A 14,201-nucleotide genomic window follows, 5' to 3' on the forward strand; every position below is an offset into this window, starting at 1 on the left:
CCACTGAGAGTTTCAGCCATTGATGGTCTCACAGGAATCACTCAACAGACTCAAGCCGTTTATCGACGAGGGCGAAACGACGATCGATGGCTACTCCACCAGCCACGAAATCGGCGTCCTCACCGACCGGCAACTGCTCAGTCTCGAAGTACGCGGCCGAGAGAACTCCACGACAGTGGTCGACACAACGTACCTCGACCAGCTCGGCGGTGTCTCGATCGAGCACAATACGACCCCCGACTTCCATCAGGACAAGCTCCTCTCAGCCATCGTCTCACTGGTCCTCGCACTCATCTCGCTCGCTCTCTTCGGCGCGATCGACGCGGAGGGACCCGCAACGGTCCTCCTACTCGTTGGTCTCGGCGTCGGTGTTCTGAGTCTCGTCCTGTTCGCAGAAGCGTTCAACACCCCCGAGGATACGGTTCACATCCAGCTCCAGACCGATACTGGGGAAACCGCCTGGCAGGCCCGGCTCGATGAGGAGTATCTCGAGTTCGCCGAAACGCTCTCGCGAACAGTCAGTTCGACACACGCGACGGCAGAGCCCGCGACCCGTACGATCGGTGGGTGACTGTCGAGAACTCGAGTGGGAGGGGCGGAATACGGCTGCAACTAGCTGGTTGTCACCGACTAGTACGTGAGTTGAGCGTGTCATACGATAGCCCAAAACAGCTATTCTTCACGCTTTCATGAACCTGTATAATCCCCTGGTAAAGGTATGAGGCGTTTTCTACAACACGCTCCTTGAACCGAGCCTGTGCGAGCACTGTCGTTCTGACCGAGATGACCGTCTTTACGAGGTTGAACCACTCTTCCAGTAAATCTGATGGTAACTATTAAGGAACACTGTTACAAATTCTAACAAAATGAGTCGCTGGATTGGCTCCCAACGCCGGGCATGCACGACCTCCAACGTGGTGAGTCGGTAGATGGGACGGAAACGGAGACGCAAGCGAGCATCAAAGTCAACCGACTCCGACAAGTCGCCGAAGTCAGAGTCAGAAGCCAAGCGCCGCTCCTCAAGCTCGACTCAATCGAAGCGTCGACGCGGCCCACTGGACGGAACCGCAGCGTTCGATCAGGGTATCGGCAACGATATCAACGCCTTGACCGGTCAACCCGAGGGATTCGACGCGATGGCCGGGTCAAACACGCCCGACTTCGAGCCACTTCCGACTGGTCCCGACGCGCATATTCAGCGTGCACTCGAGGGCACGGATACCACGCGAGACGAGGTCCCCGGTACAGTCCTCGACGTGCTCGGCCAAGGTGGGAAGCCGTTAGACGGTCCGATTCAGCGAGCACTCGAGGAGCGCATGGATGCGGACTTCTCGAACGTGCGGATTCATACGGGTGCGAAAGCCGCTGAAGCGGCCGATGCGATTGGCGCGAAGGCGTTCACGTGTGGGAACGATATCGTGTTTAATTCGGGTGAGTACAACCCCGAGTCAGGTGAAGGGCAGTTCCTGCTGGCACACGAGTTAGCTCACGTCAAACAGCAGACAGGGGCGGCGATTTCGATGATGCCCCAGGAGGGCGGACTGCAGATCGACCCGGATCCGCAGTTAGAACGAGAGGCCGACGAGGCGGCAATGCAAGTGCTGTCGGGCGAGGAGCCGGCGACCGTCCAGCGGTTAGGGACCGATATCCAGATCCAGAAGATGGACATCAATGCCATCTTACCGTTGCTCGCCGCCGCGCCCCACCTCACCCCGCAGCTAGCGTCACTTATGCAAGTGTACGGTCCGAAGGCTGAAGAGGATCTTGAAGAGCACAAAGACCTGCTCAAGAACGGAGAGGAGATCGATTGGGTTGAAGCCTCCTACGAGGGTGTAAAAGAAGACGCCGGGCGGATCCCTCAACTGGTTACCGAACTTCCCGGACTCAAAGCCATCAAAGAAACCGTCAATAACGCCAAAGAACAACGACAGGACCAACGTGAACCCACCTTCCAAGAGCAACTCGAGGAGGCGGCACTGCCAAAGAACTGGAAAGACGAACTGCTCGAAGACTTCGAACTCCCAGAGGACCTCAGAAAAGAGCTCGTCGAGGAAGCCAGACAGGCTGTCGAAGATGCGACTGGGGCGTCCTCCCAGGAGGTAGATTATTGATGGAAGCAGAGATAAAAAAGGAGACGAATAACGGATTTGGCGTTACTGTCCTCGATAATAACGGTGTAAAACACAAAGTTGGTGTACTCTACGATGGTGACATTAGCGGCCACCTTCAAGACGGCTATCCGGACGACCCGTCCGAGCGCACGCAGGAAGAAAACGAGCACGTGAATCAGGCCCGTAGGTTCGCCAAGTACTGGGTGTACCGTAAGCGCGGATACGACACGCTTGATCCGCTCCGAAATCCCGACCGAATCCTCGCGTCGGTAATCGCCATCGCCCCGCTCACACCCGAGATGGCCGAGCAACACTTCGGCGACCTCTACCAGCAGTACTGCCACATCTACGATGACGCCGAGCCGACCGTCGACTTGCCAGACGGAGTCGGCCCGAAAGACCCCGTCTACCTCAAAGACGTATATCTCGGCATCGGTGACGGCGGCCTCGACGCCGGGGCCGCTACGATTCTGGGCGACCCGGACATGATGGATCTCGTCGGAGCCACCGTCAACGTGAGCGGTGACCGACCGATCGAAGGTGAATACCTCCCCAAGTTCCACGAGTTGCTGGCGGCTGCTGCAGATGTCAATCCAGACTCGCTGCCGAGCCTCCGAGAGGGCTTGCTCATCGACGACATCTCGGGGATCCACGTCCAGACCGGCTCGTTCGACGGTCCAACCATCCAGTACGGCCGCCAGCCGGAGATCGACCGTAAGCCCGACGCACGAATTCAACTCGATCGCCTGGAGGTTGAGTCAGTTACTGACCTCCAAATTCGATTGGCGAATCACCTGATTTGCCAGGTTCGGGATTGCTATCTGTTGATGGGAATTGCGCCACCAGAGCCCTTCAGAATTCAGGGAGTTGGCATTCGAGGAGCCGTCGGCTGGTTCAACTCCATCGATCTCTACGAGATGTACTGGAACTCCGATGCAGAGATCTCGAGTTGGTTCGAAGCGCACACACCCGACGACGCCTACGAACACACCGGGGAGTCTGTCACACCAGAAGCGTAATCCATCTCCGCCCAAGTTTTTTGTTCAGTTACGCGACGATGTCCAGCAGTTCGCTTTCTTCTGACTGCTGCCACCCGCTTGATAAGGGTGTGCTCGACAGCCGGATGGACTCAGACTTCTCGAACGCGCGACTCACACAGGCTCGAAGGCGGCTGACGCGGCTGATGAAATCAACGCGAAGACGTCCACCTGTGGGAATGATATCGTGTCTCGGTCTCGTGGTCTCTTCTGGTGGGACTTTTCCGTGGCCACCGTGGGGCCTCCCTGTAATACCCTGCGACCGCAGGACGGATCGCGATTTCGACTCGAGTGCCACGCAATGCGCTCGGTTGTGATGGGGTGGTCGGTGGTGGTGGTTGTGGTTTTGGTGGTGGTTCCGACTTGGATTCCGGTGAATCCCACCCATCACGCGCACACACTGCCCGACACTCGATATTCCGCCGTGATCCGACTGCGTGCGGCCCCGTTTCGCCCCCAATGAGGGACCGAGGGCCAGGCAAGGGACGAGTGTAGAGTCGGAGGGAACTCGAGTTAGGTGCCGTCAGCTCGATCGGGGGAGGTGACCTGCGTGGTCCGATCGGTGTGGGTTTTCTGGTCGGGGATGGGTGGGGCGATGCGACAGCCACAGGGGCCGGCGACGGCGTCGGTGGGGCCGATTATCGTTGTACGGTGGATGGGAGTGTTACATCGCGGGCACGGTCTGAGTTCGTGGTTGGTGGTCGTCTGGTCGTCGGTGTCTGTGTGTTTGGTGGTGTGGTTGTCGTTGTGATTGCCTTGGTTGCCTCGGTTGGCTTGGCTGTCTTGGTCGTCTTGGGTCGCGCCACTCCGTCGAGCATCGCCTCGGCCGGCATCGTGACCATCGAGATCACGGGGCCCGTCGTCGTCACTCAGGTCCATTGGGACCACCTCGGAACGTCGGTGGGGTTGCCGACGACTGTGTTGGTAATCCCTTCGGCAACTCCATCGCTAAATCCGGACGAGAGCGACGCTACTGGGTGGACGCGACGACGCGTCAATCGTGCGGGATGTTTATATCCCGTGAGAATGTACGCAAACATGGCTTCAGGCCAAGCGGTAGAAGCCACGCCTTGGGTGCTCCAACACCCGGGGCATTTCCATACCCCAACGTCGCGGCTTCCGTTCTAATTGTTAACTGGTAGTGACTTATATCTACCGCTGAATGGTGGGAATAACCCTGGAACAGACGCTCGATTTGGGTACATGTATCCACTTCGAAGACAATCCCACACTGGTCTCCTTTCGGCCACTCCAGTGCGTGGTACGACGATCAATACCGGCTCGGCAGCAGTGTCCAAAACAGTCACCAACCGGTGTGATTACTACAAATGAGCATGTATAGCTAGGAACGATATGGTAAACCGCGTCCCCTACCACCACGAACTGGATAAACAGTTCTCGGTGGACTTCGTCAGCCCTGAGCTGGAGGACGTAGGAGAGCGTGTCGTCGGCTACGATAGTCACAACTCGGTCAAGGTCGAGTCGTTCGAGTTAGATCGAACCGTCTACGTCGTTTATACTGCGTCCGGTGCGAGTGGAGCTGCGGACGAAATCGACTACGATCTCGTCGAATATATCGACTCAATGGAGCCAGCGAACGGTGTCATCGCGACCAGATTAGTTGATGTCTTCAAGAACGTCCTTGCGGAGAACTACGAGGAGGAAGGGAAGCGAGTGCAGGCGTACAAGGACATCGCGGCCGAAGAGATCGAGCCAGCACTCAATCAGATCGACTGGAACGGAACGGCAGTCGAGGTAGCGGGTCGCCTGACCTCGAACCTGATCCTCAAGCATGCGCTGCCCAACGCGAACCATCGAACGGCTATCGGAATGTGCCAACTTTATCTCAGACGAGTGAATCCAGATTTTTCGATGCCAGAGACGTCGACACAACTCGATGAGGCCGACGAGTACGATTGGATGGAGTGGGTCAACGACTACATCAACGAGTCAAAGAGACTACTGACGGTTCGACGAAAAGGTGGCCGGTTCAAGTATCTCGAGGAGTTTGGTTGCGATGTGCTCGTGCGAAAGCACGATATCGAAATCCCTCTCGAGGAGTACGAGTTAGATCTTCGGCGAGGTGAGCGGTGGAGACGGTATGCAAAACGGCACGAAGACCTGTGGATCGATTTCACCGAGGAAGCCGTTCGACGTGCGGAGATGACCGGGTTGGTCGATATGGATGGCCTTACAAAGCACGAATTCGCGGACGATCTAAAAGAACTCGAGTGAAATTAGTCCTGAAGACGAGCGACGGTCCGACCGGTCTCTTCCACTTCTTCGCTCCGACTCATTCCGAGACGGTCCTCTAATTCTCGGATGTTGTCTTCTAGGGTCATATTACTAGATCTCTCACTAGGAGCCAAAAATCTACCGGTGAAAGCAGGGTCTAAAATAGCAGAAGGGACGGATGTGTTGGAGGGCCATCTTTCGGGTAGTTTTTCGGCAAGCCACAGTTACACACGATACTACGGAGGCACCCTCATATCCACCTATCGAACCACACGATGGCGTCGACCTCTATTTGGAAACCGAACGACTCCAACCGCTCCATCGTTACGCGTTAGAAACAAGTCACCGCTGTCTGTTGTGTTCGAACCGTTCAAAAGACGGATGGCGCTACAGGATTTGAACCACGCGAACACCTCGCTTCGCTCGGCGTTCTCTCGTTCAAATCCCTCGCGATCCAGTATCTGTCGCTCACGAAGTTGTTCGCGACAAAAACATGGGCGCTACAGGATTTGAACCCGTGACAGCTTGGTCCGAAGCCAAGTACTCTGTCCAGACTGAGCTAAGCGCCCGCACCCTTCCGTATCCGTCGACCTCCTATAAGTCACTCGATTTTCACCGGTTCAGACAGGCACCACCATACCCTAACCCCACCCGCTCACTCGCACCCCGCTCACTCATTCCCAGCCTGTGAAAACTACCGTGACCGGTCTTTATCTGGAGGGCAAAGGCATCGCTAATGACCGCACGCGAGTACACAGCTACCGACGAACCGGATTCGCCTCCGTCCGATGCACTCGAGTTGCACCACACTGAGCCGGGAACGGTGACCCTGATCCCGGCGGATGCGAGTGAGGTCGAGCGAGCGGAGGCGTGGCTGTCGGTGTCGGAGTCGGTGTGTTGTGAACTCGGGCGGTGGCGGTAGGGGGAGTGCAGTTGGTGTGCAGTTGGTGTGAAGTTAGTATGCAGTTGCTGTAATGGAGCGCCACTGCTACACCTGTAGTCGCGGGCACGCTGAGTCGGATGCCCGTCGAACGCGGACCGTACGGTTTAACCGGCCTGCCTGAGCACTCCCGGCAATGACAGCGGGGGAGACGATTCGCGGGTTGCTCGAGCTGACACGACCGGTGAACGTGCTGGCCGCGAGCGTGTTGACGTTCATCGGCGCGTTCGTCGCTGGCGGTCTTGGCTCGTATCCACTGCAGACGAGCGCGGCAGTCGCGGCAACCGGGCTCGCAGTCGGTGCAGGGAACGCGATTAACGACTACTTCGATCGAGAGATCGATCGGATCAACCAGCCCGATCGGGCGATCCCTCGCGGTGCGGTGAGTCCGCGCGGCGCACTGGTGTTCAGCGTCGTCCTGTTCGCCGCCGCGGTCGCGCTCGCACTCACCCTTCCCCTGGCAGCGCTCGCTGTCGCCGGGATCAACCTGCTCGCGCTGGTGGCCTACACGGAGTACTTCAAGGGCCTCCCCGGCCTCGGAAACGCGCTTGTGGCCTACCTCGTCGGGAGCACATTTCTCTTCGGCGCGGCGGCAGTCGGCGAGATCGGCCCCGCAGTCGTCCTCTTCGCGCTCGCGGCGATCGCGACGCTCACCCGCGAGATCATCAAGGACGTCGAGGACATCGAAGGCGACCGCGAGGAGGGACTGAACCCCCTCCCGATCGCCATCGGCGAGCGCCAGTCGCTGTACGTCGCAACTGCCCTGCTCGTGATCGGCGTGATCGCGAGTCCGCTGCCCTACGTGCTCGGTTACTTCGAGCTCGAGTACCTCCTGCTCGTACTCCCGGCGAACGCGATCATGATCGTGGCGGTCTACGAGAGTTTCGAGGATCCCACGATTGGACAAACCCACCTCAAGTACGGCACCTTCCTCGCGGCGCTGGCGTTTATCGTGGGACGGGCGGCGCTCGAGGTCAACGTGTTCTGAGCCACCTGAAGTGCGAGCGAGTGGAATCCAACAGAGACCAGACCGGTCACAGTCATGCACGAACCGCGCGAGAAGGTGACGGCGAATCATACAACTGTTTGCAGTCGGTACACGATACCATGGCATTTACCGTCGGAATCGACGATCCGGATGCGCTTCGGGAGGTACTCGAGTCCGAGACGATCGCGGTCGTCGGCTGTTCGCGGACGCCGGGGAAGGCGGCCCACGACGTGCCGGCGTACCTGCTCGAGCAGGGCTACGAGGTGATTCCGGTGAATCCGTTCGCGGACGAGATTTTCGGCCGGGAGGCGTTTGAATCGCTCGCAGCGGTCGCCGAGCAGTCAGTTGCCGACGTCGACATCGTCTGTGTCTTCCGCCCGAGCGAGGAGGTCGCCGATGTCATCGAGTCGGTACTCGATTCCGCGGTCGGCGACGTGATCTGGCTTCAGCAGGGGATCCGCGACGATCAGGCGGCCGAGCGCGCTGTGGACGCAGGATACCGTGTCGTGCAGGATCGGTGTCTCAAGGTCGATCACCGCCGGCTCGTTGTTTGACCGAGACCGAAAACAGGCGTAGTGGGCCTGGTGGCGGGAGGAGACGGCCATTGATCAAACACTGAGGGGTACCACCGACAGAGACTTACATACCAGCGGACTACACGAGAGACGTACCTATGTGTGACCGGTCCGGGAACTGTTCCAACGACGGGGTCTGTCAGCTCGTCTTGCGGAACCGGCAGACGGGCATGGATGTCGTCGAGCACCACTGCAAGGCACATCTCGTCCTCCGGGTGTGGGAGGTCGAGCGCGATGACGAATTCGAGGTCGTCGATGCGACGACGCTCCAGCAGTCCTCGACGGCCGGATAATGGCTGATTGCTGCAACCGGCCTTCGTCGTAGACTGTCGAGGACCTGGGCTCACGACGCCTGTCTCTCCCGTGAGAGCAGGTGCTTGCACCCCTACTCGTCGTTACTCGTTCTCGTACACGCACACACGCTGGCGTGTTTGATGGCTGCTGTAGCTGTGGAACAGGAGAGATTGCGGTTACATGGTTACGGCGACGGTCACGGGTTCAGTTACGGTCACAGCCACAGCCACAGCCATAGCCATAGTCACAGTCACACAACCAGTACTCGAGTACTCCACACTGAACCGCGACACCGGCGATGCGGTGCTCAGGAACTCCACTCCTCGAATGAGCGGTAGATCCCCTTCGAGAGGTAGCGCTCACTCGAGTCCGGGAACACGGTAACGACGGTGTCGTGGGGCGTCTCGATCTCTCCGGACGCGATCTCGCGGGCCACCTGCTTCGCGGCGACGCCGGCGGCACCGGCACTCGAGCCGACGAGATGGCCTTCCTCGCGTGCGAGGCGCTCGAGTTCCGCGTGCGCATCACGGTCCGCAACCGGATACACCGCGTCGACGAGTTCGGGGTCGAACAGTTCGTTCGTCTCGACGTTGTGGGTGCCGATACCTTCGATCTTGTACTCGCCTTCCTCGCGGTCCTCGCCGAGGAGTTCGCCGTAGACGGAGCCGTCGGGTTCGACTGCGCCGACGTAGGTGTCCGGGTCCTGTTCGAGTGCGTAGCGGGCGATTCCCATCAGTGTGCCTGCGGTGCCACAGCCGGCGACGACGGCACCGATGTTGCCGTCGAGTGCCTCGTAGATTTCGGGGCCGGTGGTGGCGTAGTGGGCCTCCGTATTCAGCGGGTTCGCGAACTGCTGGGGGACGACGGCGTCGTCGAGTTCGTCGGCCAGTTCGTGGGCGCGGTCGATCGCGCCGCCCATGCCGTCCTCTGTCGGCGTGTTGATGACCTCTGCGCCGAGGGCGGCCATGAGCTGCTGTTTCTCGACGCTAAAGCGCTCGGGAACGACGAAGATGGCGTCGAGCCCGAGCTGCTGGGCGGCCGTCGCGAAGCCGATACCGGTGTTACCCGCGGTCGGCTCGATGACCGTGCCGCCCGCCGGAACGTCGCCGCGTTCGAGCATCCGCTCGAGCATGTAGCGGCCGATCCTGTCTTTGACGCTCGCGCCTGGGTTGAACGACTCGAGTTTGGCGTAGATTCGGACGCCCTGTGGGCCGTCTCGAATCCGTACGAGGGGCGTTTGCCCGATCGTCTCGAGCACCGAGTCCAACGGTCGCTCGTGGGTCGTCATCGTTCTGGCAAATGTTGCCACTGTTGTTAGGTCTTCCCTTTCTTCGTGTCCCTATCCAAGAGTCCCCCGTCCGAAAATTCTCGACTTACTACCGGTCCAATGGAATAGGTCACGAGTCACGACGGGGTGACCGTGAGTCTATCGTCGATGGGTTTGTCTCTAACTAACCCGTCCACGTCGAACTGTGGTATAGATTATATCACAAAGCCCCAGTACGTTTATAACAGACGTGTCCGTCCTTCGGTGTACCGTTTCATGACCGACCGACGTGCAGTGCGTTCGGTGTACGATCCGCTCGCGCCCCCTGCCTCCGGGCGGCCCGAGTAGCTGCAGCATTCTCCATCCGTTGCCTCGCTCCGGCCTGTAGCCGCAGTACACCCATCACCGATGCACGTACATGTCAATCGCTATCGAAGCAGTCGCACACGCTAGTCGTTCGATCGATCTCGTATCGCCAGATAGCCGCCCGCTCATCCGAGCACGGCCCGCTTCTCGCGATCATACCGCACCACCGCTTCGGGGTGAGCAGTGAGATGGCGACCTCGAGTGCAGACGCCGAGCCGGCCTCTGTGTGGCGCAACTGGGACTTCCGGCTATTCTTCGCCGGCCAGTTCGTGACGAATCTCGGAGACAGTCTCTACACGGTCGCCGTGCTGTGGCTCGTTTACGACCTCAGTGGGTCGACCGTGCTGTCGGGCGTTGCGAGCTCCCTGCTGTTGCTTCCCTGGTTGCTCCAGCTGTTCGCGGGGCCGCTCGTCGATCGGCTTCCGCTCAAACCCGTCCTCGTTAGTGCACAGCTCGTGCAGGGAGCTGTCGTTCTCGTCTTACCACTGGCGGCGATTACTGGTCGACTGAGTGTCGGAGTGTTATTCGCGGTCATTCCGGTACTCACGCTCGCAGCGACGCTCATGTCACCGATGCAGTCCGCCGTGCTCCCCCGTATCGTTGTGGAGGACCGACTCTCCAGCGCGAACTCCGCACTGGCGACGGTTACACTGGGTCTGGATATGCTGTTCGATGCACTGGGTGGCATCGTCATCGCCATCTTCGGTGTGACAGTGCTCTTTGTTTTCGATTCGATCACGTTTGCAGTCGCTGCACTGCTGTTCGGGAAGATTACCGCACTCTCCGCGGATACCGCGAAGCAAGAGCGAGAAACGGAGACGACAGACCCACTACTCGCCACATACGTCTCTGACCTCCGAGTCGGTTTCGACGCACTCCGTGGAACCGTCTTCGTCGAACTGGTCGCTCTCACGGCGATCGTCAACTTCGCAACCGGAATGACGCTTGCAATCCTGCCCTCGTTCGGGAGTCTACTCAGCGGTGCCGCCGTCTACGGGCTGTTGCTCGGTGCGCTCGGCACCGGTCGACTCATCGGATCGGTTATCGCGCCGTGGTTCGAGCACGTCGGATACGGACGCATTACGTTTGTGACCTACCTGACGAGCGCGTGCGTCTGGCTCGTGGCCGTGTTCGTCCCGTCGACCGCGCTCACGATCGTTCTGTTCGGCCTCGCCTGGATCCCTCCGGGGGTCAACAGCGTGCTCACAGCGACGCTGAACCAGACGGTATTCCCGACGGAACTCCTCGGACGGGTCACCTCGCTCAAGGGAACGGCCTCGGGAGGGACGCTCCCACTGGGCTCACTCGTCGGGGGCGTCGTCGCTGCGGTGATAGGGACAACGCCGACCATGGCAGTGGCTGCGCTTGGGTTCGGACTCGCCGGACTGTACGTTCTTGCTCGTCCACGACTCCGACAGTTGCCAGCGGTTGCTGACGCGGATCTAGACGATTTCACCGTTCCGACTACAAACGATCAGACCGCGCCGTGAGGTAACGGATTGCATCAGGATCCCTACAGGGACGCGGGATTTTTGTCGCGCTGCTTTCTCCCGGGAGTGTCCACTGAGAATCGCGAGAAGACGGTACAGTGGCCGTGCTCGATTCGGAAGTTACTCGGCGGGCTGTTCGCCAGCGTCAGTGCTCGGTGTATCTCCGTCCTCTGAATCGTCGTCACCCGTCTCGTCGTCTGCCTCAGCCGCAGCGAGGTCGTCGGCGTCGTCGATCGCTGCATCGGCGAGGATCTGTTCGCCGTCGATACCGTGCTCGTCAGCGATTGCGAGCAGCAACTGGCGTTGTTCTGTGATCTGGTGATCCATGCGCTTGACGGTGTCGTGTGTGTCGTCGACCTCGCCTTCGAGGTTGGTGATGCGCTGTTGTAGCTGCTGTACCTGCTTGTACATCGCTTCGGCGCGGTCGGAGAGGCCCTGAATCTTCTTTGCGGTGCTGCCAAGTCCCATGTATCAGACATACAGCGGCTGGCTAATGGGCTTTTTCCTCCGGTCGGATGGCGAAACGAGCGGTCTCCCTCTCCTCAGGACGGACGACAGGGGCAGAATGGGTGGCAGGGGCCACAGCGGACACTGGATAACCGACAACCGACAACCGACAACAAACGCCAACCCGCCAAACATCATGCTCCCGCACGGTGTGGGACCGGTATGACCGAGCCGAACCCGTCGGAACGGTCCCGACGCTGGCCGAGGGGAGAAGGCGGGGGTGTACCACGTTGGTTGCACTGACCCGACGCCTGGTGGTCTATCTGGCATCGTTCGTCGTCCTGCTCGCCGTCTACACCCTCATGTACCAGTGGGGAATGGCCGTCTTGGAGGGTGAGTCGCGAACCTGGCACCAGGCGCTGGAAATCGTCGTCCAGTCGATGACCACCACCGGCTACGGACAGGACGCACCCTGGGAAACCCTCGAGATGACCGTCTTGGTGATGCTCATCCAGGTAACCGGTATCGCCTACATCGCCGTCGCAATCCCGCAGTTCGTCATCCCTTGGCTTCAGCAGATGGTGGAGCCGACGCCGCCAACAGAGACCGACGCGCTCACGGATCACGTGGTCATCGTCGGCTACACTGCCAGTTGCGAACAACTCGTCGACGAACTGATGGCCAACGGAACGCCACACCTCATTATCGAACATGATCCGGAACGAGCCCAGTCGCTCCACGAATCCTCGTTAACCGTCCTCCACCGCGATCCGACGACCACCGACGGCCTCGAGGCTGCCCGACTCGACGAAGCCCGTGCCGTCGTCGTCGACGCTACAGAGCGCGACGTACTGCGCGCCACTCTCACCATCGAAACGTCCACACCCACAGTCCCAGTCTTCGCCTTCGTCGGCGAACTCTCGTTGGCCCGGTACTTCCGGTATGCCGGCGTCGACGAGGTCCTGCTGCCGAAACACCGACTCGGCAAGGCACTCGGTGACCGCGTCCGGGCTGTCGTCACACTCACAGTTGACGATCGCGACGCCTTCGAGGAAGCATACGACGTACTCGAGTACCACGTCGATCCCGAGTCGGAGCTGTTCGGAGAGACGGTCGCGTCGATGCGACGGCTCGAGCAAACTGGGGCGACGGTGCTCGGTGCCTGGGTGCGTGGCGATTTCGTCACTGTGCTCTCCGAACACGTCCGTGTCGACGAGAATACGACACTGGTCGTCGTCGGCACGGAATCAGAGCAGGCAGCGGTCGCCGAGCGAACGGGTACCCAGGGAACGCAGTACCGAGAGACCGGTGGTCGGGTCGTCGTTGCTGGCCGGGGGCTGGTCGGAGCGACTACCCGTGGAACGCTCGAACGGGCGGGCGTCGAAACGACGGTGATCGACACCGATCCCGCAGCGCAAAGCGACGTGGTTGGTGACGCGACCGAGGAGGCAGTCCTCATCGAGGCAGGGATCAGGGATGCACAGGCGTTTCTCGTTGCACTCGAGTCGGATGCCGAGACAATCCTCGCAACGTTGACTGCGCGGGCGCTGAATCCAGCAGTGCGGATCATTGCTGGTGCGGAGACGACGGCCAATGTGAACGCGTTACGAACGGCAGGTGCGTCTGACGTTCTCGCACTGCCAAGCGTTGCAGGCCGGATGATCATGCTTCGGGTGTTCGAACACGAGACGATGCGACTCGGCGATCGGGTGGTGATCGAACAGGTCGCGGTCCCGTCACGCAGTGGGACAGAACTCTCACGGGCACGCATTCAGCGCGAGACCGGCTGTGCCGTCGTCGCACTTGAGCGAGAGGGGACGTTCTACAGCGATCCGGACGGGATGGTACTCGAGTCGGATGACTCGCTTATACTGTCGGGAACGGATCGACAGCTGGAGGTGGTTCGGGAAGTGTACGGGCAGCGTCGAGAGCGGACTGATGGCGACAGCGACGGTGCTCAGTGAGGTGGAGAGGGTTGTGTATTCGTTGGGAGGTGATCGTCGTGGACTGGGTGGTCTGAGTAGACTGCCGTCGTGCGGTTGGCGAGGCGAAAGGTCCTTAAGTAGCCGGCCGCTACATCCGGGTGGATAGGTCGGGCAGTTTGGCCCTGCTCACTACCCGCGCTATGGTCATTAGCGGGGACCGAACACCGCGGGCGTCCGGTCAGACCGACCGGGGCCTCGGGAGCCAACGTGGAAGCCTCGTCCGTCGGGGACAGCGGTCTACGGTGGCCGTCCGCAGGGACGTCCCATCGTGGTTAGCCGGCGACAGCCCATCAGGCGCGGAAGCGAGCAGTGGACCGCCGGACACCTGTCGCTCGACGGGTCGCGGGGTGGAGAAGGCAACCGGGATTCCCCCGGCCGGAACGCCGGGCAATCGCGGCCTCCACATTCATACTTCATACTGCGTTCTACTCGTTCAGCACCAGCCACGATCATCGCGTTGGCCGAC

General features: G+C 60.1%; 13 protein-coding genes, 1 tRNA gene and 1 other RNA gene. 11 read left to right on the forward strand and 4 right to left on the reverse strand.

What is annotated here, in order from left to right; translation table 11 throughout:
* Nucleotides 1-22 precede the first annotated feature (22 nt).
* The 3 genes from C483_RS16795 (at nucleotide 23) to C483_RS16805 (ending at nucleotide 3,130) form a co-directional block, all read left to right on the forward strand.
* The gene (locus tag C483_RS16795) at nucleotides 23-571 is read left to right on the forward strand and encodes a hypothetical protein (protein ID WP_006654563.1); all 549 of its coding nucleotides are present in this window, start codon (nucleotides 23-25) and stop codon (nucleotides 569-571) included.
* Nucleotides 572-929: 358 nt separating this feature from the next.
* The gene (locus C483_RS20970; protein ID WP_006654564.1) at nucleotides 930-2,111 is read left to right on the forward strand and encodes an eCIS core domain-containing protein; all 1,182 of its coding nucleotides are present in this window, start codon (nucleotides 930-932) and stop codon (nucleotides 2,109-2,111) included.
* Nucleotides 2,111-3,130: a hypothetical protein gene (locus C483_RS16805; RefSeq protein WP_006654565.1), complete on the forward strand. Its 1,020-nt coding sequence runs from the start codon at nucleotides 2,111-2,113 to the stop codon at nucleotides 3,128-3,130. The genes C483_RS20970 and C483_RS16805 overlap by 1 nt, the downstream gene beginning before the upstream one ends.
* A 531-nt stretch (nucleotides 3,131-3,661) precedes the next feature.
* Here the strand turns inward: C483_RS16805 and C483_RS20980 are convergent.
* Nucleotides 3,662-4,027 carry a hypothetical protein gene (locus C483_RS20980; RefSeq protein ID WP_006654566.1) on the reverse strand — a complete coding sequence of 122 codons (366 nt, stop codon included), beginning with the start codon at nucleotides 4,025-4,027 and terminating at the stop codon, nucleotides 3,662-3,664.
* 474 nt (nucleotides 4,028-4,501) lie between these two features.
* On the opposite strand from C483_RS20980, the gene C483_RS16815 reads away from it, so the two are divergent.
* On the forward strand, nucleotides 4,502-5,383 hold the full coding sequence (locus tag C483_RS16815) for a hypothetical protein (RefSeq protein WP_006654567.1): 882 nt from the start codon (nucleotides 4,502-4,504) through the stop codon (nucleotides 5,381-5,383).
* Nucleotides 5,384-5,877: 494 nt separating this feature from the next.
* On the opposite strand, the gene C483_RS16820 is transcribed toward C483_RS16815, so the two are convergent.
* A tRNA-Arg gene (locus tag C483_RS16820) sits at nucleotides 5,878-5,952 on the reverse strand.
* 167 nt (nucleotides 5,953-6,119) lie between these two features.
* Here C483_RS16820 and C483_RS16825 point away from each other — a divergent pair.
* The 4 genes from C483_RS16825 to C483_RS16840 all read left to right on the forward strand — a co-directional run bounded on the left by C483_RS16825 (nucleotide 6,120) and on the right by C483_RS16840 (nucleotide 8,179).
* Nucleotides 6,120-6,305: a DUF7511 domain-containing protein gene (locus C483_RS16825; protein ID WP_006654568.1), complete on the forward strand. Its 186-nt coding sequence runs from the start codon at nucleotides 6,120-6,122 to the stop codon at nucleotides 6,303-6,305.
* Between the two features lie 154 nt (nucleotides 6,306-6,459).
* On the forward strand, nucleotides 6,460-7,311 hold the full coding sequence (locus tag C483_RS16830; RefSeq protein ID WP_006654569.1) for a geranylgeranylglycerol-phosphate geranylgeranyltransferase: 852 nt from the start codon (nucleotides 6,460-6,462) through the stop codon (nucleotides 7,309-7,311).
* A 119-nt stretch (nucleotides 7,312-7,430) separates the two neighbouring features.
* Complete coding sequence (locus C483_RS16835) at nucleotides 7,431-7,865, forward strand: CoA-binding protein (protein WP_006654570.1); 435 nt, start codon at nucleotides 7,431-7,433, stop codon at nucleotides 7,863-7,865.
* 119 nt (nucleotides 7,866-7,984) lie between these two features.
* Nucleotides 7,985-8,179 carry a hypothetical protein gene (locus C483_RS16840; RefSeq protein ID WP_006654571.1) on the forward strand — a complete coding sequence of 65 codons (195 nt, stop codon included), beginning with the start codon at nucleotides 7,985-7,987 and terminating at the stop codon, nucleotides 8,177-8,179.
* Nucleotides 8,180-8,487: 308 nt separating this feature from the next.
* Here C483_RS16840 and C483_RS16845 read toward each other — a convergent pair whose 3' ends face one another.
* A complete protein-coding gene (locus tag C483_RS16845; RefSeq protein WP_006654572.1) occupies nucleotides 8,488-9,468 on the reverse strand; it encodes a PLP-dependent cysteine synthase family protein in 981 nt (326 codons plus the stop codon).
* 533 nt (nucleotides 9,469-10,001) lie between these two features.
* Here C483_RS16845 and C483_RS16850 point away from each other — a divergent pair.
* Nucleotides 10,002-11,303: an MFS transporter gene (locus C483_RS16850; protein WP_006654573.1), complete on the forward strand. Its 1,302-nt coding sequence runs from the start codon at nucleotides 10,002-10,004 to the stop codon at nucleotides 11,301-11,303.
* A gap of 120 nt (nucleotides 11,304-11,423) precedes the next feature.
* Here the strand turns inward: C483_RS16850 and C483_RS16855 are convergent, their stop codons facing one another.
* The gene (locus tag C483_RS16855) at nucleotides 11,424-11,771 is read right to left on the reverse strand and encodes a DUF5798 family protein (protein ID WP_006654574.1); all 348 of its coding nucleotides are present in this window, start codon (nucleotides 11,769-11,771) and stop codon (nucleotides 11,424-11,426) included.
* Between the two features lie 269 nt (nucleotides 11,772-12,040).
* Here C483_RS16855 and C483_RS16860 point away from each other — a divergent pair, with 269 nt between their 5' ends.
* Both C483_RS16860 and ffs read left to right on the forward strand, forming a co-directional pair.
* Entirely contained in the window at nucleotides 12,041-13,714 is a 1,674-nt protein-coding gene (locus C483_RS16860) for a potassium channel family protein (protein WP_049912851.1), read from the forward strand.
* A gap of 116 nt (nucleotides 13,715-13,830) precedes the next feature.
* Nucleotides 13,831-14,142, forward strand: an RNA gene (ffs, locus tag C483_RS19675) — signal recognition particle sRNA.
* Nucleotides 14,143-14,201 lie beyond the last annotated feature (59 nt).

The sequence above is a fragment of the Natrialba hulunbeirensis JCM 10989 genome, from assembly GCF_000337575.1.
GTDB classification, from domain to species: domain Archaea; phylum Halobacteriota; class Halobacteria; order Halobacteriales; family Natrialbaceae; genus Natrialba; species Natrialba hulunbeirensis.